This is a genomic window from Flavobacterium zhairuonense (genome assembly GCF_004352915.1).
GTDB lineage: Bacteria > Bacteroidota > Bacteroidia > Flavobacteriales > Flavobacteriaceae > Flavobacterium > Flavobacterium zhairuonense.
This window is the reverse complement of sequence record NZ_SJSY01000073.1, coordinates 215,940-241,213: the sequence shown is the minus strand read 5'-3', so window position 1 is coordinate 241,213 and position 25,274 is coordinate 215,940. Positions and strand designations below refer to the sequence as shown.

The window sequence follows — 25,274 nt, the reverse complement described above, 5'->3', positions numbered from 1 at the left end:
AAATACTGCCGAGATTAACTTTAAGTTAAATATCAAAATATCAATTAGTTAATCCTAAAAATATTTTAATTTTAACCTTTCGAAAATGCACTATTTTATACTATTCAATCAGCTCTTTTTCATATTAACAAAAAATTAACACTACATTTGTATATACAACTATTAAAAGTTATACATTTGTATATACAAATTATACACTTACGACTATGACAATTGAAGAGGTTATTAAGAGTACAGTTAAGATGGATAATGCGAAAAAAGTTATTCTGAATATCATGTACACACAAAATGTGATTCAGGATCATTTCAACGAGTTAATTAAACCGTATGATTTATCTGGAGAACAATACAATGTACTACGTATATTAAGAGGACAAAAAGGAAATCCCGCTAATATGTGTGTGATACAAGAACGCATGTTGGCCAAAACCAGCAACACTACCCGATTAGTGGACAAATTATTGCTAAAAGAATTCGTTACAAGAAATGTCTGTCCAGACAACCGACGAAAAATTGAGGTTTTAATTACACAAAAAGGACTAGATGTTTTAAAAGAGTTAGACCCGAAGGTAGATGAGCACGAGCGCGTATTTGCCCAGAATATAAGCCCAGAAGAATTAGAATTATTAAACAATTTATTAGAAAAATACCGAACCCAAAAAAATTAATATTATGAGCACATTATTAGATAATTTAAGCTGGAGATATGCAACTAAGAAATATGATGCAACTAAAAAGGTATCTGCAGCAGATTTGAATACATTAAAAGAAGCAGTTAGATTAGCAGCTTCTTCATACGGATTACAACCTTATAAAGTAATTATCGTAGAAAATCCTGAAATTAGAGAAAAACTAAAAGCAGCTGCTTGGGGCCAAACACAACTTACAGATGCTTCTCAAATATTTGTATTTGCAAATGACTTAAATGCTGGACCAGAATCAGTAGCAGCTTACATTAAAAACATTAGCGAAACAAGAGGCGTTCCAACTGAAGCTTTAGGCGGATTTGCAGATATGATGAATGGTGTAATTTCAAACCTTTCACAAGATGCTAAAAATATCTGGACAGCAAAACAAACTTATATTGCTTTAGGAACTTTACTAGCTGCTGCAGCCGAATTAAAAATCGATGCAACTCCAATGGAAGGTTTCAATGCAGCACAATTCAATGAAATCTTAGGTTTTGATAAATTAGGCTTAAATGCTTCTGTTATCGCTGCTGTAGGTTACAGACATGATGAGGACGACGCTCAGCACTACAAAAAAGTTAGAAAATCACAAGAAGAATTATTTATCACTCTTTAATTATTATTAATCCAAATTCAATTTTAACAACATGAAAAATTTAAAAACAATCGCAATTGCATTATTCGTAGCAGTAGCTGGAATCTCAGTAAACGCACAAACTAAAAAAATCGACGTAAAAGCATCTTCTATCAAATGGGTAGGTAAAAAAGTAACAGGAGAGCACTCTGGAACTGTAAACTTCAAAGAAGGAGCTGTAGTTTTCAAAGGAAAAAAATTAGTTGGAGGAAGCTTCACAGTTGATATGACTTCATTAACTTCTACAGATTTAACTGGAGAATACCAAGGAAAATTAAACGGTCACTTAAAAGCTGACGATTTCTTCGGAACTGACAAATTCCCAACTTCAAAATTAGTTTTCAAAACTATCGGTGCTAAATCTGCTGACGTTTATACTGTAACTGCTGATTTGACTATCAAAGGAATCACTAAACCTGTAACTTTTGACATCACTGTAAAAGGAAACACTGCAACAACTGCTTTCAAAGTTGACAGAACTAAATATGATATCAAATACGGTTCAGGAAGTTTCTTCGAAGGTTTAGGAGACAAAACTATCAACGACGAATTTGAATTGACTGTAGCTTTAAAATTCTAATTTTTAGACTTACTAATTCATACATACGAAAAACCCCAATAGAACACTATTGGGGTTTTTCATTTTTATTTCTTTTCAAAAAAATAACGTTCTTAATACTAAAGTAACGCTTTCATAATAACTATAACCGAATTGATTAACATTCGGACTCTACTTTTGAGCTATTAAAAATCAAAAACTAGAAATTAACATTATAGTTATGAAAACAAAACTACAAATTGTTGCTCTTGCCCTTTTGAGCAATTTTTTTCTACAAGCACAACAAGCCACAAAAGGAATTATTGGAACTTCTAATTGGATGAACAATTGGACCAATTTTAAACCTGCTGCAAACGAATATAATGAAGCAACCAATATAATTGCAGGAACTATCGACAAAGACATGAAATTGCTAAAACGCAACACTTATCAATTAGTTGGTGTTGTGTATGTTACTAATAATGCAACTTTGACTATTGAGCCCGGAACAGTTATTCGTGGCGACGATAAAACTTGCGGTACACTTGTAATTACAAATGGTGCAAAAATTATGGCCGAAGGCCTTGAAACAGATCCAATTGTTTTTACATCAAACAAAGAAAAAACAGAAAGAAAACCCGGTGATTGGGGTGGCATTATCGTTTTAGGAAAAGCTCCAATCAACAACTTAGGCGGACTTCATACTTTGCCTTTTGATTTAGAACCAATGCTTAATCACTATGGCGGACAAGATGCCGAAGACAATTCGGGAATTCTTAAATATGTTAGAATTGAATATGCTGGAAGAAAATTAAGTTCTTTAAAAGAATTAAACGGACTTTCATTAGCCGGTGTAGGGAGAAAAACAGTCTTAAGCAATATACAAATCAGTTTTTCAAATGATGATTCTTTTGAATGTTATGGCGGCGATTTGAATTTGAACAATTTAATTTCGTACCGAACTACAGATGATGATTTCGACTTTACGCAAGGTGCACAGATCAACATCAGCAACAGTATTGCAATTCGTCATCCATTTTCATCAGATATTTCGGGATCAAGATGTTTTGAAGTCGATTCATACGACAAAATCGGGAATACCGATATGTCTAAAAAAATGACAAAAATTAATGCTTCAAACATTACTCTAATCAATTTGGAAGAAAACAATCAAGGATTGGTTCGTGAATCGGTTTATGTTCGTGAAAACACTTTCTTCAATTTATCAAATAGTATTGTTTCAGGTTTTTCTCCATTTGTTTTATTGGAAGGAAATATCGGAAATGGGAATGAAAACCTTTCTAAAATCACTTTCAAAAATATAATTGCAAACAATTGCAATGGTGGTATTACAAGTGAATCTTCGGCAAGCAATCCTGTTATCGAAAGCTATTATACTGCTCAAAATGCAAATATAGAGTACACGAAAATGAAAAATACGGAGTTATTTACGACACCAAACATTAAAGGAAGTCCAGATTTTAGAGCAAACGTAAACAACACATTAGCCATTGGAAACTAAGACATTATTGTATTCCTGAATTTTAAAATTTAACAAAATTTCAATTTTTGAAAAGTTTTTTTTGAGATTTTATATCTTCTAATTCAAATTACATTTATATCTTTGCCATATCAAAATAAAGAAATGAAAACATTAATGAACAATACTTGGTGGTGGAAGAATTTACGTCAAACGTCGTGAACGAAGCTTCCTATGGTATTTTCAAAACTATAAATTTAAAGGGCTTGTCATCACGACAAGCCCTTTTTTTTTGATCAAAACTCTAGCTGAAAAACATATTAAAAACTAAAAAACAACATACTTTGAAACCTTTTATACTCAATACGCATTACAAGCAAATTCTGGCAGACACGATTACGCCAGTAAGTATTTATTTTAAAATCAGAGATAAATTCCCGAATAGTTTGTTATTGGAAAGTAGTGATTACCACGGAAATGACAACAGTTTCTCATACATCTGCTGCAACCCGATTGCGACGATCAAAATTGAAAACGAAGTAATCACAAAAACATTTCCTGACGGAACATTTGAACAAAATAAAATTGATGCTTCGACAAACATTCCAGAAGTAATTCAAGATTTTTCAAACCGATTCAAATCGGAGAAAAATGATTTTAAATTCATCAATAACGGATTGTTCGGATACATTTCTTATGATGCGGTTCGTTATTTTGAAAAAGTTTCGATTGCAAAAAAAGACAATGCGACTTCAATTCCGGATGTGTTTTATGCAGTTTATCAAAATATTATAGCGATTAACCACTTCAAAAACGAAGCGTATATTTTCTGCCACAGCGTTGATGGGAGAAACAACATTTCTGAAATCGAGCAATTATTGCAGTCAAGAAATATTGCTTTATACAAATTCACTAAAGAAGGTGAAGGTTTTTCAAACTTAACTGACGAAGAATTCAAACACAATGTGGCTTTGGCAAAAAAACATTGCTTTAGAGGAGACGTTTTCCAATTGGTTCTTTCACGTCGTTTTACACAAGGTTTCAAAGGCGACGAGTTCAATGTTTACAGAGCTTTAAGAAGCATTAATCCTTCACCATATTTATTCTTTTTTGATTACGGAGATTTCAAAATATTCGGTTCTTCACCTGAAGCACAAATTATCGTAAAAAACAGAAAAGCCGAAATTCACCCAATCGCTGGAACTTTCAAAAGAACTGGAAACGACGAACGCGACGCGCTTTTAGCAAAAGAGCTTTCTGAAGATAAAAAAGAAAACAGTGAGCACGTTATGCTTGTTGATTTGGCAAGAAATGATTTAAGCCGAAACGGCCATGATGTAAATGTAGAAAAATACAGAGAAGTTCAGTTTTTCTCTCACGTAATCCATTTGGTTTCAAAAGTGACAGGACATTTACATGACAAAGCAACGACAATGCAAGTAGTTGCTGATACTTTTCCTGCAGGAACTTTGAGCGGTGCTCCAAAGCACAGAGCCATGCAGTTGATTGAAGATTACGAAAAAACAAATCGTAATTTCTACGGAGGCGCAATAGGTGTAATGGATTTTGACGGAAATTTTAACCATGCTATCATGATCCGAACTTTCCTTTCAAAAAATCATCAATTGCATTGTCAAGCCGGCGCCGGAATCGTAGCTAGTTCTGATGAAGAAAGCGAAATGCAGGAAGTTTACAATAAATTAAGAGCCTTGAACACAGCGCTAGAAATGGCAGAGAAAATATAGTGTTCAGTATTCTGATTTTTATTGTTCAGATAGAGAACTTGAGACTTGAAACCTGAAACTTGAAACAATTAAAAAAACAAACCATAAAACCACAAAAAACTATGAAAAAAGCAGTATCAATTTTAATTTTAATCATTACGATCACATCTTGTAATTCTGAAAAAAAACACAATCCAATTGAAGGAACCTGGCGTTTGATATCAGCTGAAACAACAGAGAAAGATTCAACTTTTTCGACTTTCAATCCAAAAACAAAAATGATTAAGATTATAAATGAAACGCATTTTGCTTTTTTCAATCATGATTTAGTAAACGGAAAAGATTCGACAAATGCAGTATTTTTTGGCGGAGGCGGAAAATACACTTTAAAAGACAGTGTTTACACAGAAAACTTAGAATATTTCAACAACCGTCAATGGGAAAATGGAAAATTTGAGTTTGTAGTAAAAGTTAAAAACGACACATTAACTCAAAAAGGAGTAGAAAAAGTAGAAAAATTAGGAATCGATCGCATCATTACAGAAAAATACGTTCGAGAAAAATAAAAACAGTATTCAGTTACGGTTTTCAGTCGGAGTTTAAAACCTTAGCGACTTAGAATCTTAGCAACTTAGAACCTTAGAAAAAATGAAAAAGATTTTAGTTATAGACAATTACGATAGCTTCACTTATAATTTAGTGCACTATTTAGAAGATTTGAATTGCGAAGTAACCGTTTACCGAAACGACGAATTCGAAATTGACGAAATCGCTTCTTTCGAAAAAATATTGCTTTCGCCAGGACCAGGAATTCCAGATGAAGCTGGTTTATTGAAAGCAGTAATCGAAAAATACAGTCCGACGAAAAGCATTCTTGGAGTTTGTTTAGGACAACAAGCAATCGGAGAAGTTTTTGGCGGAACGCTTTCAAACCTTGACAAAGTTTATCATGGCGTTGCGACAAATGTGAAAACAGTAGTTTCAGACGAAATTTTATTTGAAGGTTTAGGAAATGAATTTGAAGTTGGAAGATACCATTCATGGGTTGTTGATGCCAATTTGCCCGATAGTTTAGAAGCAACTTCAATTGATGAAAACGGGCAAATTATGTCACTGCGTCACAAAAATTATGATGTAAGAGGCGTTCAATTTCACCCGGAAAGTGTCTTAACTCCAAACGGAAAAAGAATTCTAGAGAATTGGATTAAGAGTTAGATTTTAGTCAAAAGTTTAAAGTCGAAAGTCATAAAGTCAAATACGAAACGATTAAACTTACTTTCGATTAAAACTAAAAAAATAGTAATCAACTCTAAAACATATCAAAGTACGAAAACTTTATGACTTTCGGCTTTGGACTTTAAGACTTATGGGAATAACAATTTTAGAAACTAAAGAAATCAATATTGAAGACATATTAGTATTGTACAAAGCAAATGAATGGAGTTCTGCCAGCAAGCCAAATGAGCTTTACAACGGATTATTAAATTCTGAAACTTTGATTACAGCTTGGGAAGGAAAAAAGCTAGTCGGACTTGGGAATGCGATTTCTGATGGATTTTTAACCGTTTATTATCCGCATTTATTGGTTCTTCCGGAATATCAGGGAAAAGGAATTGGAAAATTGATTTTGGATAAAATGCAAGAGAAATACAGTCATTTCCATATGCAAATGTTGACTGCGGACGGAAGATCAGTTGATTTTTACAAGAAAAATGGTTTTGAACGCGCCGGAAAAACAGAACCCATGTGGATTTATCAAGGGAATGAACATTAAAAAATTTAGTCGTAAAGTCTAATGTCGAAAGTCATAAAGTCAATTACGAACTAACAAAATATATAACACAACACTAAAATAAGTATCAGAAGCAAAAGACTTTAAGACTTTTGACTTTCGACTTTAAGACTAAAAAAAATGAAAACTATATTAAACAAATTAATCAACCACGAAGTGCTTTCAAAAGAAGAAGCAAAAAACGTTTTGATTAATATTTCAAGCGGTCAATACAATCCAAGCCAGATTTCGGCATTTTTGACTGTTTACATGATGCGAAGCATTACAATTGATGAGCTTTCTGGCTTTCGCGAAGCTTTATTAGAATTATGTATTCGCGTTGATTTATCAGCTTATAACACGATCGATTTATGCGGAACTGGCGGTGACGGAAAAGATACTTTCAACATTTCGACTTTGGCGTCATTTGTTGCTGCCGGAGCAGGAATAAAAGTTGCAAAACACGGAAATTACGGAGTTTCATCAATTTCAGGATCAAGCAACGTAATGGAACAAATGGGAATTAAATTCAGCAACGATCCAGATTTCTTAGAAAAATGTATTGACCAAGCAGGAATTTGCGTCTTGCACGCTCCCCTATTTCACCCAGCGATGAAAAATGTTGGACCAATCAGAAAAGAATTGGCTGTAAAAACGTTCTTCAATATGTTGGGACCAATGGTAAATCCATCATTTCCACAAAATCAATTGGTTGGCGTTTTCAACTTAGAATTGGCTAGAATGTACGCTTATTTATATCAAAATACCGATGTTAATTTCACCATCCTTCATTCACTTGACGGTTATGACGAAATTTCTTTAACTGGCCCAACAAAAATTATCACAAGCCATATGGAAGGTATGATCAAACCAGAAGATTTTGGCGTTCGTCTTTTATCTCAAACTGAAATCGAAGGCGGGAAAACGATCGAAGAATCGGCTGAAATTTTCACGAATATTATTTCCGGAAAAGGAAACGAAGCACAAAATAATGTTGTTTTAGCTAATGCTGCAATGGCAATTGCAACAGTTAACAAATGTTCTCCGCAAGAAGGATTTGAACTGGCCAAAGAAAGTTTATTTTCAGGAAAGGCGTTAAAATCATTGAATAAATTGAAAGATTTAATGATTTAAAAATTGAAAAATTATGACGAAATCTTTTGAAGAATTTGAAGTCTATAAAAAAGGAACTCTATTAGCGAAATTAATATTCGATTTAATGAACAGCAAACCATTTGAAAAAGAATTTGGTTTTAAAGATCAAATAAAAAGAGCTGTTATTTCAATCACAAATAACATTGCTGAAGGATCAGAATATAATAATAACAAACAATTAATACGCTATCTGAAAATTTCAAAAGGAAGCTGCGCTGAAGTAAGAAGTATGCTGATATTATCTAGAGAACTTAACTTTTGTAATCAATTAGAAATTCAAAAAAGTTATGATTTAACTATTGAAATATCACAAAATTTATCAAACTTCATAAAATATTTAAACACAAAAATAGATGCTTAATTTAGTTAGATTGTTTTTTCAATCTTTAAATTTTTCAATCTTTAAATTATAATGAAAAATGAACATTTTAGATAAAATAATCATAGATAAAAAACGAGAAGTAATTCTGAAGAAATCGATTATTCCGGTTTCTCAATTAGAAGCCTCGGTATTTTTTGAAAAAAAAATCATTTCTCTTAGTCAAAAATTAAAAGAAAGTAATTCTGGAATTATCGCCGAACACAAACGCCGTTCGCCTTCAAAATCAATTATCAACAATAATTTTACAGTTGAAGAAGTGGTAAAAGGTTATGAAACTGCAGGCGCATGCGGAATTTCGGTTTTAACCGATGGAAAATATTTCGGAGGATCTTTGGACGATTTGCTTTTGGCGAGAGCTTCGGTAAATATTCCGCTTTTGCGAAAAGAATTTATTGTAGATGAATACCAGATTTTGGAAGCAAAAGCGCACGGAGCCGATTTGATTTTATTGATTGCAGCAGTTTTGACTCGCGAAGAAATCAAATCATTATCCGAATTTGCTAAAAATTTAGGTTTAGAAGTTCTTTTGGAAGTTCATAATCAGGATGAATTAGAAAAATCAATTATGCCAAGTTTAGACATGATTGGCGTAAACAACAGAAATCTAAAAACATTCGAAGTAAGTCTGGATTTCAGCAAAGAATTGGCTTCACAAATTCCGAATGATTTTGTAAAAGTTTCTGAAAGCGGTATCTCATCAATCGAAGCTATTCAGGAATTAAAGCCTTACGGTTACAAAGGTTTCTTAATTGGGGAAAACTTTATGAAAACCGAAAATGCTGGAAAAGCCGCAACGGATTTTATTAATCAGCTTTAAAAAGTTGCCACAAATTACACAAATTTCCACAAATTAAATTCGTGTTAATTCGTGCAATTCGTGGTAAAAAGACAAACACAAAGCTTTGCGAACTTTTTCGCATTGTAAACACAGAACAAAAGAAAAAATCTTAGCGCGCTTTGCGTTAAAAAAAAACACAACGAAATGAAACTCAAAATATGCGGTATGAAATATCCTGAAAATATTCTCGAAGTCGGTGCGCTCCTGCCCGATTATATGGGATTTATTTTCTGGGAAAAGTCCGCGCGATATTTTAACGGAATCATTCCTGAACTTATAGAAACAACCAAAAAAGTAGGTGTTTTTGTAAATCAAAGTCAAGAAGAAATTCTGGAAAAAGTCGCAAAATACAATTTACAAGCCGTGCAATTACACGGAAATGAATCGGTAGAATTTTTATCAGAATTAAAAAAACAACTGCCAAAGAAAATCGAAATCATAAAAGTATTTTCAGCAGATGAAAATTTTGATTTCGAAGTTGTAAAACCATTCGAATCGGTTTGCGATTATTTTCTGTTTGATACAAAAGGAAAACTTCCAGGAGGAAATGGAACAACTTTCGATTGGAACATCTTAAAAAAATACAATTCGAAAAAACCTTTCTTTTTAAGCGGAGGCATCGGAATGGAAGAATTAAAAGCCATAGAAGAAATTTCAAAAACGAATTTACCTATTTATGCTATCGATGTAAATAGTAAATTTGAAATCGAACCGGGGCTGAAAAACAAAAATCTATTTAGCAATTTCAAACGCAAATTTGATGTTGCCAACTTTTAAAATTTAAATAAAATGAGTTTTAACGTTAACGAAAAAGGATATTACGGAGAATTTGGAGGAGCTTATATTCCAGAAATGCTGTATCCAAACGTAGAAGAATTGCGCCAAAAATATCTAAGTATAATGGACGAACCTGATTTTAAAGCTGAGTTCAACCAATTATTGAAAGATTATGTAGGACGCCCGAGTCCGTTGTATTTTGCAAAGCGTTTATCTGAAAAATACAACACCAAAGTTTATCTGAAAAGAGAAGACTTAAACCATACCGGAGCGCACAAAGTAAACAACACAATCGGGCAGATTTTGTTGGCTAAACGTTTAGGAAAAAAAAGAATTATTGCCGAGACAGGCGCTGGTCAACATGGTGTGGCAACAGCAACGGTTTGCGCTTTAATGGGAATTGAATGTATCGTTTATATGGGCGAAATCGACATTGCGCGTCAGGCACCAAACGTGGCTCGTATGAAAATGTTGGGCGCTGAGGTTCGTCCGGCACTTTCGGGTTCTCGTACTTTAAAAGATGCTACAAACGAAGCGATTCGTGACTGGATCAATAATCCGGTTGACACACATTATATTATTGGATCGGCAATTGGGCCACATCCTTATCCAGATATGGTAACGCGTTTTCAGAGTATTATTTCTGAAGAAATCAAATGGCAGTTAAAAGAAAAAGAAGGACGCGAAAATCCTGATTATGTTGTAGCCTGCATTGGCGGAGGAAGCAATGCTGCCGGAACGTATTATCACTTTTTGCATGAACCAGAAGTTGGAATTATTGCTGTCGAAGCAGCCGGAAAAGGTGTCGATAGCGGTCATAGTGCTGCAACAAGCAAATTAGGAAAAGTAGGCGTTATTCATGGCTGCAAAACCTTATTAATGCAAACTCCTGACGGGCAAATTACAGAACCGTATTCTATTTCTGCGGGATTAGATTATCCAGGAGTTGGGCCTTTGCACGCGCATTTGGCACAAACAGGAAGAGGCGAATTTTTCTCTGTAACAGATGATGATGCAATGAACGCAGGTTTGCAATTGACAAAACTAGAAGGAATTATTCCGGCGATTGAAAGTGCTCACGCTTTTGCAGTTTTAGATCAAAAGAAATTTAAACCAACAGATGTTGTAGTAATCAGTCTTTCAGGACGTGGTGATAAAGATTTAGATAATTATATTGACTATTTTAAATTGTAATAAAAATCGTAATTTGGGCGTTCCCTATCCCGATAGCTATCGGGAGGCTGTCCGCTATATTCCCGATGACAAAAACTACGGCTAAAAGGCCTTGTTTTTCTAATCAGGAGATACCGCTCGCACCCCTAACGCAAACAAATAACGAGAAAATTAATAATTATGGAAAAGTTATTCTCATACGGAACATTAAGGTCAAAAGAAATCCAAAGACAAGTTTTTAATAGGGTCTTAACAGGTGTTGCAGATCAGCTTTTGGGCTACAAACTTAAAAGTTTACAAATAGAAGAAGAATTTGGAATGGCTGATTATGTTGTTGTAGTTCCGAGCGAAAATCCTGTTGATATTATTCATGGTGTAGTTTTCGAAGTTTCAATTGCAGATTTAGCTAAAGTAGATTTATTTGAATCCAATGCTTACAAAAGAGTTCAGGTAAAACTGCAATCAGGAGAAACTGCCTGGATTTATATGGAAAGTTAAATCTCAGAAGAAAAAATGATTTTAGCAGCTGCACAAACAAAACCAAAACGCGGAGATATATCTGCCAATTTATTGAATCATTATCAGCTTATTGAATTGGCCGCACAAAATGGTGCCAATTTGATTGCTTTTCCTGAAATGTCTATCACAGGCTATGAAAGAGAAAATGCGGCACAGCTAGCTTTTACAAAAGACGATTATAGAATTGATCATTTAAAAGAATTGGCTGTCAAAAATAATATTATCATTATTGCAGGCGCTCCAATTCAAGTTGAAAATGAAATGTTTATTGGCGAATTTGTGATTTCTCCGGATAATTCGGTTTCAATATATACGAAGCAATTTTTGCATGAAGGTGAAGATGAATTTTTCCAATCTACATTTGATTACAATCCGATGATTACGATTGAAAATCAGAATATTTCATTTGCGATTTGTGCTGATATTGACAATCCGAAGCATCCTGAAAATGCCAAGAATAAAGAAACTGATATTTATATTGCCAGTATTTTCTTTTCGCCAAACGGAATTCCGAATGCGTACAGGGATTTGCAAAATTATGCCGAAAAACATCAAATGAATGTTTTGATGTCGAATTTCAGTGGAGAATCTTGGGGTTCGCCCTCAGCGGGACAAAGTGCTTTTTGGAATACTAAAGGAGAATTAATTGGCCAAATGAATGATTCAGATTCGGGATTATTTCTAGTTGAAAAACAAGGTGATGATTGGAAAAGTCAGATTATTAAATTTTAAAAGAATAACTGAATAAACAATTTTAAAAAATTTGTTTCACGCAGATTATGCAGATTTAAATTAAATAATCTGCGTAAATCAATTTAAATCTGCGTGAAATAATTTTCAAATAAACTTAATATACCTACAAGGTTTTGAAAACCTTGCAGGAGAAAAACATATCAAAATGAACAGAATAACTCAAAAATTACAAGAAGATAAAAAGATCCTTTCGATCTATTTTTCTGCAGGATATCCAAACTTAAACGATACCGTGCAGATAATTCAGGATTTAGAAAAAAACGGAGTTGATTTAATTGAAATCGGGCTTCCTTTTAGTGATCCTTTGGCAGATGGACCAACAATTCAGGCGAGCTCAACGCAGGCACTTCATAACGGAATGACAACTCAAATTCTTTTCGACCAACTAAAGAACATCCGCGAAAGCGTAAAAATTCCGTTGATTATCATGGGATATTTCAATCCGATGTTGCAATACGGTGTTGAAGCTTTTTGCCAGAAATGTGCCGAAATCGGGATTGATGGTTTAATTATTCCAGATCTTCCAGTTGATGTTTACGCTGATGAATATAAAGCGATTTTCGAAAAATACAGTTTAATAAACGTGTTCTTGATTACGCCACAAACTTCAGACGAAAGAATTCGTTTTATCGACAGCGTTTCAAACGGATTTATTTATATGGTAAGTTCTGCAAGCGTTACGGGATCTCAATCTGGTTTTGGTAATGTTCAAGAAGATTATTTCGAAAGAATTGGAAGCATGAATTTAAAAAACCCACAAATTGTAGGTTTCGGAATTTCTAATAAAGAAACTTTTAATCAGGCAACAAAATATGCAAAAGGCGCTATTATTGGTAGTGCTTTTATTAAACATTTGAGTGAAAGCGGCAGTGGGAAAATTGCTGAATTTGTTGGAGGGATTCAATAGTTATACAACATTGCAGACAAATATTATTCAAATGAAATATTTTAAAATATTACTATTATTTTCTTTGATTATTTTTTCTCAATTAGGCTGGGCAAAACCAGAAACAGATACAATTGCAAATTGGCAGATATACAAAGATTCAGAATTATTATTTCGTAGCAATGAGTTCGAATGTTATAAACTAACTGGAATAATAAAAAAGAATGATGATTTTAAATCATTGAAAATTATTTTCTTTCGTGATACAAAATCATACGGAAAACAGAAAATTAAATTATTGAACAGAGAAAACGTTGTGATAGAATTTGATTATGAAAATAGTAACGAATTAGAAATAGCCAGAAGTAAAATTCAAAGTTTATTTGAAAAAGCGAAAATAGATTTAACAATAATGTACTACGACGAAAGAGAAACAAAAGGAATTTTGTTAGGATACTTACAATTAGAAAGCTAAACACAACAGATTAAAATACGATAAAAAAGTCTAGTTTGTCATTTCGACGGAGGAGAAATCTTCGTTGCAAAATCGACAAAGATTGGCGATTCACTTCACGGAGCCACTTGCGAAGATTTCTCCTCCGTCGAAATGACAAGATTGCGAAAAAGCCTAAAAACTGAAGTTTTTAGGCTTTTTTTATCAAAAAAACGAAACCGTTTTATGTTAATATTATGTTAAAATAAAATTAAACAAGCGTTTAAATTAAACAACTGTTTAATTTTGTACTCGATTAGAAACAATACCATGTCAAACATCGAATTAAACGATAAAAAAATTCAGATTCTTGAGGTTGCGGAAAAGCTGTTTTCTGAGAAAGGATTTGAAGGGACGTCCATTCGGGACATCTCAAAAGAGGCAAAAATCAACATTGCCATGGTGTCTTATTATTTTGGGTCAAAAGAGCGTCTTCTTGAAGCTTTGATCCTCCATAAAACCACCGATTTAAAATTACAACTCGAAAATTTATTGCAGGAAAATATTGAACCGCTTGAAAAAGTCAATAAATTAATCGAAATTTACATTAACAGAATTTGCCTTAACAAAGGGATTTACAGGGTTTTACATTTTGAACTATACAACAAAAAGAGAGAAAAAAGCCTTCAAGCTTTTACCGAACTTAAAAAAGGAAATTTAAAATCTGTAGAAAGCATTATCAAACAAGGGCAAGATCAAGGGGTTTTTAGAAAAGATTTGAATATCCCATTGATTACGCCAACAATTATTGGAACCTTTTTTCACTTTCATATGAATCGTTCTTTCTTCGAAGAATTACTGGATTTAAAAACGGAAGAAATGTTTAACAATTACATTAAAAACAATCTTACAAAGCACATTCAACAAACTATAAAAGCGCTACTTGTTTATGAAAATTAGTCAATTAATGCTCTTTGGGGTTTTCTTTATCGGAATATCTTCAATAGAAGCACAAGAAAAAACAAGTTTAACCTTGGACGAAGCCGTAAAACTGGCTTGGGAAAAAAGTAGTGAATCGTCACTTGCCAATTCTAAGGTAAACTCAAAAAAATATGAATTGCAAACGGCAAAAGACAGTCAGTATCCTGATCTTAAATTGTCGTCACAATATCAATACTTTCCAACAGCAAACATTCATATGGAATCACAATCTAGTGATAATTCTTCTGATCCTAATGCTGGGCCTGCTCCAAAAATGAATCAAGTTGTTTTTGCTCAAGCAGGAGTTACAATGCCACTTTTTTCTGGATTTAAAATTCAGAATAATGTTGATCTCCACAATAATATGTACTTAGCTGAAAGTGCTAATGCAGTAAAAACTAAAGAAGATGTTGCTTTACGTACCGTTCAGTATTATACCAACTTATACAAAGCACAAAAAAGTCTTGAATTATTAGAAGAAAATAAAAAAAGTTCAGAACAACGTGTGACTGATTTTACTCAATTGGAGAAAAACGGAATCATCCCTAAAAATGATCTTTTAAAAGCGCAATTGCAACTTTCTAGAGTTCAATTATTGGTTGATGAAGCCAAAAACAATGTAAGCATTACAAATTATTATTTGGTTACCCTTCTTAAAATGGATCCAAATACTAAAATTGCAGTTAATGAAGCAGATTTAGTTAAGTTTGAGCCTCGTGTTTTACAATCTGACACACAAATTGCATTAGAAAACAGAAAAGATTTAGAATCTGTTCGCTTACAAAGTAAAGCTAGCGAAAACAATATAAAAATTGCTAAAAGCAGCTACTACCCTTCAATTGTTCTTTTAGGCGGTTATGCGCTATTAGACGTTAAAAACTTTGTAAACGCTACGAATTTAACTAATGTTGGAGTTGGACTTTCTTATGACCTATCTGGCTTGATAAAAAACAACAACAATGTTAAGGTGGCTGAAAGCAAATCTGAAGAAGTTAAACATTCTGAAGAAATTTTAACAGATCATATTAAAGTACAAGTTCAAAAGGCAGCTGAAGATTATGATTTAGCAATTAGCCAAGATGCTGTTTTTGAAGAAGCTGTAGCTCAAGCATCTGAAAATTACCGTATTGTAAAAGATAAATACGATAACGGTTTATCAGACACAAATGACTTACTTGAAGCAGATGTAGATCAATTAAGCACTCAAATTAACAAAGCATTATCAAAAGCCAATATCATTCAGAAGTATTACGAATTGCTTACGGCAACAGGACAAATTTCTCAATCATTCAATCTTTCTAAAATATAATCGATAGCTCTCATGGAAAAGAAAAAAACAAATAAAAAATTCATCATCATACTTGCAGTTCTTATTTTAGGAGGCGGAACTTACGGGATATCTAAATACTTGCACTCTCAAGCTCACGAAGAAACGGATGATGCTCAAATCGAGAAAAAAATGAATCCTATTATTCCTAGAGTATCAGGATATATCAGCAAAGTTTATGTGAAAGATAATGATTTTGTAAAAAAAGGAGATACTTTGTTTACAATCGATAAAAGAGATTATCAATTAAAAATTGATGAAGCAAACGCTGCATTATTAGGTGCTGAAAGTCAATATGAAGCTGCAAAAGCTGATATTGGAAGTGCATACGCAAGCATTAATGTTTCTGATGCTCAAATGAAATCTGCAAGTGGTTCTATCGAAAGCGCTAAAATTAGATTGAGACAGCTTACAAACGATTACAACCGTTACAATAATTTGTACAAAACACATACAATTACAAAACAACAATATGAGCAAGCTTTGACTGCTAAAGAAGAAGCTGAAAATCAAGTACGTGTTTTAGAACAACAACAAAAAGCAACTTCATACCAAAAATCAGTAATCCAATCTAAATCTAAAGTTTCAGACAAACAAACTGAGGTTGCTGCTGCTAATATCAAAAAAGCACAAACAATGCTTGATGTTGCAAAATTGAATCTTACTTACACTGTAGTAACAGCTGCTATTGACGGACAAGTTTCTAAAGTTGATATTCAGCCAGGACAATTAGTGCAGCCAGGACAATCTTTATTTTACATCATCAATAATAATGAAGCTTGGGTTGTAGCAAACTTTAAAGAAACACAATTAAACAAAATGGTTGTGGGACAAAAAGTAAGCTTAAAAGTAGATGCGTATCCAAACTATGAATTCAAAGGAATTGTAACTTCGTTTTCTCCTGCAACTGGATCTCGTTTTTCTTTATTGCCACCTGACAATGCAACAGGAAACTTTGTAAAAACAATTCAAAGATTACCAGTAAAAATTAGTTTAGATCCTTCAAACGATCCAGAAAAAGTAAAATTATTACGTCCAGGAATGAATGTTGACGTAGATGTACATTTGAAATAAGATAAATGGCAACAGCAGTACAAGCAGATGACGATTTAGTAGAATACGGCTTCAGACGTGTTATCATTACGATAACAGCGGTACTTTGTGCACTGCTGGAAATTGTAGATACAACGATTGTAAACGTAGCTCTAACAGACATGCGCGGAAGTCTTGGCGCTACCTTGACTGATGTGGCGTGGGTTATTACAGCATACGCAATTGCGAATGTTATTGTAATTCCGATGACAAGCTGGCTTTCCCAGCAATTTGGAAGACGTAATTATTTTGTGGCTTCGATTATATTATTTACGGTTTGTTCCTTTTTATGTGGGAACGCCAGCAATATATGGGAACTTGTAGCTTTTAGATTCTTTCAAGGAATGGGTGGAGGTGCATTACTTGTAACCGCACAAACCATTATTACTGAAAGTTACCCAGCGGCAAAACGTGGAATGGCGCAAGCTATTTACGGAATGGGTGTAATTGTAGGCCCAACTTTAGGTCCGCCATTAGGAGGATATTTGGTAGATAATTACTCTTGGCCTTACATTTTTTACATCAATATTCCACTAGGAATTATTGCTACAATTTTAGCGCTTACTTTTGTAAGAAGCCCAAAATATGGTGAAAAACTAAAAGCGAACCAGGTTGACTGGTGGGGAATCATATTATTAAGTGCCTTTATTGGCTCATTACAATTCGTATTAGAACACGGACAACAAGACGACTGGTTTAACGATTCATTAATTGTAACATTAAGTGTTGTAACCGTTCTTGGATTGGTATTATTTATTTGGAGAGAGCTTACCTACAAATATCCGATTGTAAATTTAAGTGTTTTAAAAGATGGAAATTTAAGAATTGGAACCGTTTTATGTTTCATTCTTGGTTTTGGATTATACGGATCTACATTGATTATCCCAATTTACACGCAATCTATTTTAGGATGGACCGCAACTGATGCCGGTTTATTATTGATTCCGGGGTCGATTACAACGGCAATCATGATGCCATTTGTGGGTAATATGATTCAAAAAGGAGTTCCACAGGCTTACATGGTAGGAGTTGGATTTTTAATTTTCTTCCTCTTCACCTTTATGATGTACACACGAATGACTCCTGACACAGGTGTAGAACATATGTACTGGCCATTAATTTTGAGAGGAATTGGTTTAGGATTGCTTTTCGTGCCTATTACAACGCTTTCACTTTCAACATTAAAAGGAAAACAAATTGGTGAAGGTGCGGCTTTTACCGGAATGATGAGACAGTTGGGTGGTTCATTTGGTATTGCCATTATTACCACTTTTATCACTCGTTTTACCCAGTCACACAGAGTAGATTTAATAAACAATTTAGATCCTGCAAAATTTGATGTTCAACAACGTATAGCAGGAATGCAACATGCATTTATGGCGAAAGGCTACAGTGCAGATGTTGCGTTAAAAAAGGCCTATCAAGCTTTAGAATATTCAATCCTAAAACAAAGTACAGTAATGTCATACATGGATATTTTCATGTACTTAGGAATTATGTTTTTATGTTGCATACCGATTATCCTTTTCATCAAGAAAGGGAAGAACAAGATTAGTGCAGCCGACGCAATGCATTAATAATAATAATAATAATAATTTTATAATACGCAGAAACGCCGAATTCATCATTTAGAATTCGGCGTTTATTTTTTTTTGTTATTTCTAAAATTTTCAGGGATTGAAATCCCTGCCTACAATATGTTCCGAGTCTCCGACTCTCAAATAAAAAACTTAGAATCTTAGCATCTTAGAACCTTAGTATCTTAAAAAGCTATCTTGTAAAAACCAAATGATTTCCTTTAGAAAGATTCGCATCAAATTGATATCCTTCGTAATTGAAACCTTTTAAATCATCAATAGTTTCTGCATTGGTATCGATAATATAACGAACCATCATCCCTCTCGCCTTTTTTGCAAAAAAACTGATCATTTTTAGTTTTCCATCTTTGTAATCTTTAAAATCTGGAGTAATTACAGGCACTTTTAAAGCTTTTACATCAACCGCTGAGAAATATTCGTTACTTGCTAAATTCACAAACAACTCTCCTTTTTTCAATTCTTTGTTTAAAGCTTTTGTAACTGTAGGTTTCCAGAATTCGTGCAGGTTTTTAGATTCTCCAACTGGCATCTTAGTTCCCATTTCCAAACGATAAGCTTGCATTAAATCTAATGGTTTTAAAAGTCCGTAAAGTCCTGACAAGATTCTTAATTTATCTTGCAAAACATCTAATTTTTCTAACGGAATTGAATAGGCATCCAAACCTGTATAAACATCGCCATCGAAAGTATAAACTGCCGGACGAGCATTTTCAGCCGTAAAAGGAGTTTTCCATTCTTGATTACGTTTCCAGTTTAAATCGGCTAGTTTGTCTGAAATCGACATTAATTCAGATAATTCAGCTGGCTTTTTTTGCTTCACAACTTTGTGAACCACGCGTGCTTCTTTTAAAAAATGTGGTTCTGTATATTGTGTAGTTGGTAATTCTTTTTCAAAATTTAAAGACTTCGCTGGCGATATAACTATTTTCATTTGTGCTTTTTTGTATGATCCAAAAATACAAATTGAAATTTTAAAAATTGATTATCTTAATTGATTTGTTTTATTGTTGCATAAATGTTTTTAGCCACAAATTACACAAATTTCCACAAATTATTTTTTGACACAAATCGGATATTTTTTTTGCCACTCCTGATAGCTATCGGGATAAAAGATTTCCACAGATTTTTTAATTCTGTAATCAATAACAGAATTAAAAATCAATTTGTGAAAATTTGTGCAATTTGTGATAAATCAATTTTCTCTGCCACAAATCAAAAGATTCACACATATTTTTTAATCCTTTAATCTGTAGCTAAAAAATAAATTCGTGAAAATTAGTGCAATTCGTGGCAACGATTCTCATTTTAATAAAATTCAGCATGACAAAATGTGAAATTGTTCAAAAAAGTGAGCGATAGATTATAATAGACATTTTCTATGTTGTAAATTTGCATGCATTTTATTTCGTCTGAAATTCGAAATGCATTTTTACTCAAAAATCAGTGAATTCGTGGCTATACAAACAAACTATAAATCTGCTTTACAAAACAAAATCTTCGATATTATTTCGAAAGCTTCTCAGGAACTAAATGTTGACTCTTATGTGATCGGCGGATTTGTTCGTGATTTGCTTTTAAATCGAGGCTCTAAAAAAGACATTGATGTAGTTGCTGTTGGAAGTGGCATCGAATTAGCTTTAAAAGTTTCAGACTTGCTTCCGAACAAACCAAAAGTTCAGGTTTTTAAAACATACGGAACAGCAATGCTTCGTTTTGAAGATACTGACATTGAATTTGTAGGCGCACGAAAAGAATCTTATAACCGTGACAGCCGAAATCCAATCGTCGAAAACGGAACTTTACAGGACGACCAAAATCGTCGTGATTTTACGATAAATGCTTTGGCTTTATCTTTAAATGAAAATAATTTCGGAGATCTTTTAGATCCTTTTAATGGTCTAGCCGATTTAGAAACCAAAACAATAAAAACGCCTTTGGATCCAGATATTACTTATTCTGATGATCCTTTGCGAATGTTGCGCGCAATTCGTTTTGCAACACAATTGAATTTCGAAATTGAAGAAAATTCATTGAATGCAATCACAAAAAATGCAGAACGCATCAAAATTATTACTGGTGAAAGAATTGTAGACGAATTGAATAAAATTCTTTTGACAGATAAACCATCAACAGGATTTTTGCTTTTATACAAAACCGGACTTTTAGATTTAATTTTGCCTGAATTAACGGCATTGAATCAAGTCGAAGAAATTGAAGGCCATACACATAAAAACAATTTTTATCATACACTTGAAGTTGTTGATAATATTTGCCCAAATACTGATGATGTTTGGTTGCGATGGTCAGCTTTATTGCATGATATTGGAAAAGCGCCGACAAAACGTTTCAACAAAAAACAAGGCTGGACTTTTCATGGACATGAATTTTTAGGCGGAAAAATGGCGAAAAAAATCTTCGAACGTCTGCATATGCCTTTGAACCACAAAATGAAATTTGTGCAAAAAATGGTTATTATGAGTTCTCGTCCGATTGTTTTGGCTCAAGATATTGTTACCGACAGCGCAGTTCGCCGTTTGGTTTTTGATGCTGGCGAAGATGTAGAAAATCTAATGACTTTATGCGAAGCCGATATTACGACCAAAAATCCATCAAAATTCAAAAAATACCATAAAAACTTCGAGCTTGTCCGCAAGAAAATTGTTGAAGTTGAAGAACGCGATCATGTTCGTAATTTTCAGCCACCAATTACAGGCGAAGAAATTATGGAAATGTTTGATTTAAAACCTTCACGTGAAATTGGCGTTTTAAAAGAAGCGGTGAAAGAAGCCATTTTAGAAGGTATTATTCCAAATGAATATCAAGCCGCTTATGATTTTGTGATTAAAAGAGCAACAAAAATGGGCTTGGTTAAAGTTTCAAAGTAACAAAGTTTCAAAGCAACAAAGGTTTTATTAATTATTTAAAATACATTAAAGTTACAAATACAGATTCTAAACTTTGAACCTCTGCTTCTTTGCAACTTTGCCACTAAAAAAAAATGAAAAAGCATTTCCCTACAATCGCAAAAACAGCATTAGTTTTAGTTTATTTAGTAATTATTGCCGGCGCATTAGTCCGCATGACAGGCTCAGGAATGGGGTGTCCGGATTGGCCGAAATGTTTTGGTTATTATATTCCACCAACAGATATCAAGGAACTGACTTGGGAACCAAATCGTGTTTTCGAAAAAGGACAAGTAATCATTAAAGATGAAACACTTTTGGTTGCTAAAGATAATTTTACAACACTAACAACTTTTGACGCTTCACATTGGGAAAAATACACCAAACATGATTATGCGCTTTTCAACCCGCTTCATACCTGGATTGAATATATAAATAGATTATGTGGTGCTTTAGCCGGAATGGCTTGCTTTTTTATGGCAATTGCTTCATTTAGATTTTGGAAACAAAACAAAAAAATTACTTTGCTTTCTTGGCTAGTCGTTTTTATGATGGGCTTTCAGGCGTGGCTTGGTGCAAAAGTGGTGTATTCCGTTTTGAATCCAATAAAAATTACAGTTCACATGGTTATGGCTTTGATAATTGTTGCTGTAATACTTTACATTATTCAATTAGCAAGACCTAAAGTAGCTGCAGTTAGATTTAATTCTACTTTCAGAAACGTACTTTTGATTTCGCTTTTACTGACATTAATTCAGGTAGCAATTGGAACGCAAGTACGTCAATTTGTAGACGAACAAGTAAAAAATGGCTTAACAGCGAGTATTTTGTGGTTACAAAATCCTTCGGTAACTTTTTACGTTCACCGCTCTTTTTCTATAATAGTATTACTTGTAAATCTTTATTTGTATGTTCAAAATACAAAATTAGGATTAGGTTTTTCAAAAATGAAATGGGTACTTGCCGTTATTGCAATTGAAATTGTAACCGGAATTGCAATGGCATATTTCGATTTCCCAATAGGAAGTCAGGCCATACACTTAGTTTTAGCTTCAATCTTGTTTGGAATACAATTCTATATGATTCTGGAAGCGAAAAAGCCTATCCAAGCCAACTCTTAAAATCCTGAACTTTTTCACGGCTTACAATTACTTCATCGTCTTTGTAAGTCGGTAAAATTACTTTTAAACGAGAATTGGTGTAAACCTGGATTTCTTTTATTGCCTGAAGCGGTACAATAAATTTTCTGCTTACGCGAAAAAAATCCTTCATATCTAATTCCTGTTCCAAAATTTCCAGAGTCGAATCTATCAGATAATTTCTGTTATCAAAAGTATGAATATAAGTTCCTTTGTTTTCGCTAAAAAAACATTCGATTTCATCTGTAGTAATTACTTTTAAATGCTGACCAATTTTAACGGTGAATCTCTTTTTGTAAGTCTTTTCAAAAGGATTTGACAACATTTGACGAATTTGTTCAAAGTCCAACTGCAGATTAGAAGTTTCAGCAACTGCTTTCGGAAGTCTCATTTTAAATTTTTCAACAGCAATTTCAAGATCATCTTCGTCAATTGGTTTTAAAAGATAATCGATGCTGTTTAATTTGAACGCTTTTAAAGCATATTCATCATAAGCAGTTGTAAAAATGATCGCGCTTTTTATGTCAATTTTTTCGAAAATTTCGAACGATAAACCGTCAGATAACTGAATATCCAAAAAGATCAAATCTGGATGTTCGTTGTTTGAAAACCAATCTACTGATTCTTCTACAGAATGCAGCATGGTTTTTACCGCAATATCAAGTTTTTCAAGCTTTCGTTGCAGCAATCTTGCTGCCGGTTTTTCGTCTTCTATAATTAATGTGGTCATTTGGTTGGTTAAGGTTTTGGAAATTCAGGTTAAAATTACTCCCATTTATTCTTATTTTGAGCTTCTTTCTCCATAAATTTTTGGATTTTCTTTTGTTCCCAATCTTTCGTAAAAAAGATATCTGGCCCGAATACTGAAAATGCATGAATCAAAAGTGCAATTCCCCAGTAAAAAGCGGTAGAATAAGTGTGCCAGTCTGATAAACCGTTGTAAATTATATCTTTTCCAAATACATCACGATTCAAATTTGTGATTATAATTATTGCATTTACAATAATATAAACTCTTAAATGCGAGTAAAAACCTTTTATTCTTTTTACTTTTCTGTATGCAATATTGAAGTTTTCATCAGTGCTGAATTGCTCATCGTGATCTTCAAAAATATTTTGTCCAAAACGTTTCATTTTATTACTTTTTTAAAGTTATTGCCATTTAGTACTCTTTTGTGATTCTTGATTCATGTATTCTTTAATCTTTCTTTCTTCCCAATCATCACCAAAGAAAATATCTCGTCCAAAAACTGACGCTGCATGCATCAATAATGCAATTCCCCAATAAAAAGTTGTTGAATAAGTGTGCCACTCAAACAAACCGCTGTCAGTAAAATGACTGCCAATAAATTCTCGGTTTAAACTCGAGATAATGATAATTGCATTAACAATTAAAAACACCTTCAAGTGCGAATAAAAACCTTTTATTCTTCTAACTTTTCTGTATGCTATATCAAAGTGTTCATCATTCGAAAATTCTTGTCTATATTCTTCGTACATGCGTCTTCTTAAACGTCCCATTTTATTTTTATTTAAGGATTATTGCCACTTTTTTTTGTTCTCTTTTTCTTTTTCCATGAATTCTTTGATTTTTTTCTCTTCCCAATCTTTTCCTAGAACCGGGAAAACTTCAAAAACCTTTAATCCGTGAAAAACAACTCCAACTCCCCACCACAGTAATGGCCAATAAAACCAAAGATGATTTGGTGATGTCATTAAATTTATAACTATCAGAATGATGTTTACTAAAATAAAGGCTGTCAAGTTTCCATAAAAACCTTTAATATTCTCGACTTTCTTTTTTGCCAAGTAATATTTATCCTCGTCATTAAAATTTACTTCCATGATTACTCCCATTTTTGTTTTTTTACTTTTTTATCTAAAAGGCTTTTCATCTTTTGCTCTTCCCATTCATCATCGAAGATTTTATAAGAAGCAAATAAATCAATTACAGATACTAGAAATACACTTGTCCAAATTACCATTACAACACTATTCAAATATTGCAACGGAAAAAAATTAAACGAAATTCCATAACATTCTTTTAAAAGATAGATTGTCAATCCAATCGTGTAAATAAATGCATGAACATATAAAGATCTGAATTGAACAGATTTTTTGTTGAAAATTTTTTCAAACTCAAATTTTCCTCGGTCATTATTACAATTTGTTTCCATAATTATTTCCAAGTTTGTCTATTGTTTTCTTTTTCTAAAATTTCTTTGATTTTTCTTTCTTCCCATTCTTTACTGAAAGCAGGAGAAATTTCAAAAGCTTTTAGACCATGTATCACTACTCCAATTCCCCAGCCCATTATACACCATATAAACCATAAATATTCGGGCGAAGTCATTAAATTTATAAAGATCAAGATTGCGGTTACCAAAATAAAAACGGTTAAATGCTCGTAAAATCCTTTAATCTCTTTTACTTTTTTTTGAGCTTTATGATAACGTTTTGCTTCAGTGCGATCAGGTTCCAT

At 33.2% G+C, this 25,274-nt stretch carries 30 protein-coding genes; 23 read left to right on the top strand and 7 right to left on the bottom strand.

All coding sequences use genetic code 11. The annotated features are described in order from the left end of the window. Nucleotides 1-206: 206 nt before the first annotated feature. The 21 genes from EYY60_RS13260 to EYY60_RS13160 all read left to right on the top strand — a co-directional run bounded on the left by EYY60_RS13260 (nucleotide 207) and on the right by EYY60_RS13160 (nucleotide 18,729). Complete coding sequence (locus EYY60_RS13260; protein ID WP_132989795.1) at nucleotides 207-668, top strand: MarR family winged helix-turn-helix transcriptional regulator; 462 nt, start codon at nucleotides 207-209, stop codon at nucleotides 666-668. A gap of 4 nt (nucleotides 669-672) precedes the next feature. After that, entirely contained in the window at nucleotides 673-1,305 is a 633-nt protein-coding gene (locus tag EYY60_RS13255; protein ID WP_132989794.1) for an NAD(P)H-dependent oxidoreductase, read from the top strand. A 31-nt stretch (nucleotides 1,306-1,336) separates the two neighbouring features. Then, nucleotides 1,337-1,903 carry a YceI family protein gene (locus EYY60_RS13250; RefSeq protein ID WP_132989793.1) on the top strand — a complete coding sequence of 189 codons (567 nt, stop codon included), beginning with the start codon at nucleotides 1,337-1,339 and terminating at the stop codon, nucleotides 1,901-1,903. Nucleotides 1,904-2,102: 199 nt separating this feature from the next. Continuing rightward, the gene (locus EYY60_RS13245) at nucleotides 2,103-3,383 is read left to right on the top strand and encodes a hypothetical protein (protein ID WP_132989792.1); all 1,281 of its coding nucleotides are present in this window, start codon (nucleotides 2,103-2,105) and stop codon (nucleotides 3,381-3,383) included. A 302-nt stretch (nucleotides 3,384-3,685) separates the two neighbouring features. After that, entirely contained in the window at nucleotides 3,686-5,086 is a 1,401-nt protein-coding gene (locus tag EYY60_RS13240; RefSeq protein ID WP_132989791.1) for an anthranilate synthase component I family protein, read from the top strand. 101 nt (nucleotides 5,087-5,187) lie between these two features. Beyond that, nucleotides 5,188-5,631, top strand: coding sequence for a hypothetical protein (locus EYY60_RS13235; protein ID WP_132989790.1), 444 nt, complete (start codon nucleotides 5,188-5,190; stop codon nucleotides 5,629-5,631). Nucleotides 5,632-5,713: 82 nt separating this feature from the next. Continuing rightward, nucleotides 5,714-6,280, top strand: a complete 567-nt coding sequence (locus tag EYY60_RS13230) for an anthranilate synthase component II (RefSeq protein ID WP_132989789.1) — start codon at nucleotides 5,714-5,716, stop codon at nucleotides 6,278-6,280. A 151-nt stretch (nucleotides 6,281-6,431) separates the two neighbouring features. After that, entirely contained in the window at nucleotides 6,432-6,839 is a 408-nt protein-coding gene (locus tag EYY60_RS13225) for a GNAT family N-acetyltransferase (RefSeq protein ID WP_132989788.1), read from the top strand. Between the two features lie 138 nt (nucleotides 6,840-6,977). Beyond that, the gene (gene trpD / locus EYY60_RS13220) at nucleotides 6,978-7,970 is read left to right on the top strand and encodes an anthranilate phosphoribosyltransferase (protein WP_132989787.1); all 993 of its coding nucleotides are present in this window, start codon (nucleotides 6,978-6,980) and stop codon (nucleotides 7,968-7,970) included. Nucleotides 7,971-7,983: 13 nt separating this feature from the next. Next, complete coding sequence (locus EYY60_RS13215) at nucleotides 7,984-8,352, top strand: four helix bundle protein (RefSeq protein ID WP_132989786.1); 369 nt, start codon at nucleotides 7,984-7,986, stop codon at nucleotides 8,350-8,352. 58 nt (nucleotides 8,353-8,410) lie between these two features. Beyond that, complete coding sequence (trpC, locus tag EYY60_RS13210) at nucleotides 8,411-9,190, top strand: indole-3-glycerol phosphate synthase TrpC (protein WP_132989785.1); 780 nt, start codon at nucleotides 8,411-8,413, stop codon at nucleotides 9,188-9,190. 165 nt (nucleotides 9,191-9,355) lie between these two features. Beyond that, nucleotides 9,356-9,988, top strand: coding sequence for a phosphoribosylanthranilate isomerase (locus EYY60_RS13205; protein ID WP_132989784.1), 633 nt, complete (start codon nucleotides 9,356-9,358; stop codon nucleotides 9,986-9,988). Between the two features lie 12 nt (nucleotides 9,989-10,000). Next, nucleotides 10,001-11,182, top strand: a complete 1,182-nt coding sequence (gene trpB, locus EYY60_RS13200) for a tryptophan synthase subunit beta (RefSeq protein WP_132989783.1) — start codon at nucleotides 10,001-10,003, stop codon at nucleotides 11,180-11,182. Between the two features lie 159 nt (nucleotides 11,183-11,341). Further along, nucleotides 11,342-11,659, top strand: a complete 318-nt coding sequence (locus EYY60_RS13195) for a gamma-glutamylcyclotransferase family protein (RefSeq protein WP_132989782.1) — start codon at nucleotides 11,342-11,344, stop codon at nucleotides 11,657-11,659. 15 nt (nucleotides 11,660-11,674) lie between these two features. After that, complete coding sequence (locus EYY60_RS13190) at nucleotides 11,675-12,412, top strand: carbon-nitrogen hydrolase family protein (RefSeq protein ID WP_132989781.1); 738 nt, start codon at nucleotides 11,675-11,677, stop codon at nucleotides 12,410-12,412. Nucleotides 12,413-12,578: 166 nt separating this feature from the next. Next, the gene (gene trpA / locus EYY60_RS13185) at nucleotides 12,579-13,340 is read left to right on the top strand and encodes a tryptophan synthase subunit alpha (protein WP_132989780.1); all 762 of its coding nucleotides are present in this window, start codon (nucleotides 12,579-12,581) and stop codon (nucleotides 13,338-13,340) included. Nucleotides 13,341-13,371: 31 nt separating this feature from the next. Further along, nucleotides 13,372-13,794 carry a hypothetical protein gene (locus EYY60_RS13180; RefSeq protein WP_132989779.1) on the top strand — a complete coding sequence of 141 codons (423 nt, stop codon included), beginning with the start codon at nucleotides 13,372-13,374 and terminating at the stop codon, nucleotides 13,792-13,794. A 288-nt stretch (nucleotides 13,795-14,082) separates the two neighbouring features. Continuing rightward, nucleotides 14,083-14,712: a TetR/AcrR family transcriptional regulator gene (locus EYY60_RS13175; RefSeq protein WP_132989778.1), complete on the top strand. Its 630-nt coding sequence runs from the start codon at nucleotides 14,083-14,085 to the stop codon at nucleotides 14,710-14,712. Further along, a complete protein-coding gene (locus EYY60_RS13170) occupies nucleotides 14,702-16,042 on the top strand; it encodes a TolC family protein (RefSeq protein WP_132989777.1) in 1,341 nt (446 codons plus the stop codon). The genes EYY60_RS13175 and EYY60_RS13170 overlap by 11 nt, the downstream gene beginning before the upstream one ends. Nucleotides 16,043-16,054: 12 nt before the next feature. Then, nucleotides 16,055-17,134, top strand: a complete 1,080-nt coding sequence (locus tag EYY60_RS13165) for an HlyD family secretion protein (RefSeq protein ID WP_132989776.1) — start codon at nucleotides 16,055-16,057, stop codon at nucleotides 17,132-17,134. Between the two features lie 5 nt (nucleotides 17,135-17,139). Continuing rightward, nucleotides 17,140-18,729 (top strand): MDR family MFS transporter, encoded by a 1,590-nt coding sequence (locus tag EYY60_RS13160; protein ID WP_132989775.1) that lies wholly within the window; start codon nucleotides 17,140-17,142, stop codon nucleotides 18,727-18,729. A 193-nt stretch (nucleotides 18,730-18,922) separates the two neighbouring features. Here EYY60_RS13160 and yaaA read toward each other — a convergent pair whose 3' ends face one another. Continuing rightward, entirely contained in the window at nucleotides 18,923-19,681 is a 759-nt protein-coding gene (yaaA, locus tag EYY60_RS13155) for a peroxide stress protein YaaA (RefSeq protein ID WP_132989774.1), read from the bottom strand. A 490-nt stretch (nucleotides 19,682-20,171) separates the two neighbouring features. Between yaaA and EYY60_RS13150 the strand changes: the two genes are divergently transcribed. Further along, entirely contained in the window at nucleotides 20,172-21,635 is a 1,464-nt protein-coding gene (locus EYY60_RS13150; RefSeq protein ID WP_132989773.1) for a CCA tRNA nucleotidyltransferase, read from the top strand. Nucleotides 21,636-21,748: 113 nt separating this feature from the next. Further along, a complete protein-coding gene (locus EYY60_RS13145; protein ID WP_132989772.1) occupies nucleotides 21,749-22,774 on the top strand; it encodes a COX15/CtaA family protein in 1,026 nt (341 codons plus the stop codon). Here the strand turns inward: EYY60_RS13145 and EYY60_RS13140 are convergent. From EYY60_RS13140 to EYY60_RS13115, 6 genes are read right to left on the bottom strand one after another with little or no spacing between them, the layout of a single operon-like run. After that, nucleotides 22,755-23,522 (bottom strand): LytR/AlgR family response regulator transcription factor, encoded by a 768-nt coding sequence (locus EYY60_RS13140; protein WP_132989771.1) that lies wholly within the window; start codon nucleotides 23,520-23,522, stop codon nucleotides 22,755-22,757. The two genes, EYY60_RS13145 and EYY60_RS13140, sit on opposite strands and share 20 nt — an antisense overlap. A 35-nt stretch (nucleotides 23,523-23,557) precedes the next feature. Further along, complete coding sequence (locus EYY60_RS13135; protein ID WP_132989770.1) at nucleotides 23,558-23,926, bottom strand: 2TM domain-containing protein; 369 nt, start codon at nucleotides 23,924-23,926, stop codon at nucleotides 23,558-23,560. A gap of 18 nt (nucleotides 23,927-23,944) precedes the next feature. Next, entirely contained in the window at nucleotides 23,945-24,313 is a 369-nt protein-coding gene (locus tag EYY60_RS13130; protein ID WP_132989769.1) for a 2TM domain-containing protein, read from the bottom strand. Between the two features lie 18 nt (nucleotides 24,314-24,331). After that, complete coding sequence (locus EYY60_RS13125; RefSeq protein WP_132989768.1) at nucleotides 24,332-24,649, bottom strand: 2TM domain-containing protein; 318 nt, start codon at nucleotides 24,647-24,649, stop codon at nucleotides 24,332-24,334. Continuing rightward, on the bottom strand, nucleotides 24,640-24,969 hold the full coding sequence (locus EYY60_RS13120; RefSeq protein WP_132989767.1) for a 2TM domain-containing protein: 330 nt from the start codon (nucleotides 24,967-24,969) through the stop codon (nucleotides 24,640-24,642). Before EYY60_RS13120 ends, EYY60_RS13125 begins: the two co-directional genes overlap by 10 nt. Before the next feature lie 2 nt (nucleotides 24,970-24,971). Beyond that, nucleotides 24,972-25,274, bottom strand: a complete 303-nt coding sequence (locus tag EYY60_RS13115; protein WP_132989766.1) for a 2TM domain-containing protein — start codon at nucleotides 25,272-25,274, stop codon at nucleotides 24,972-24,974.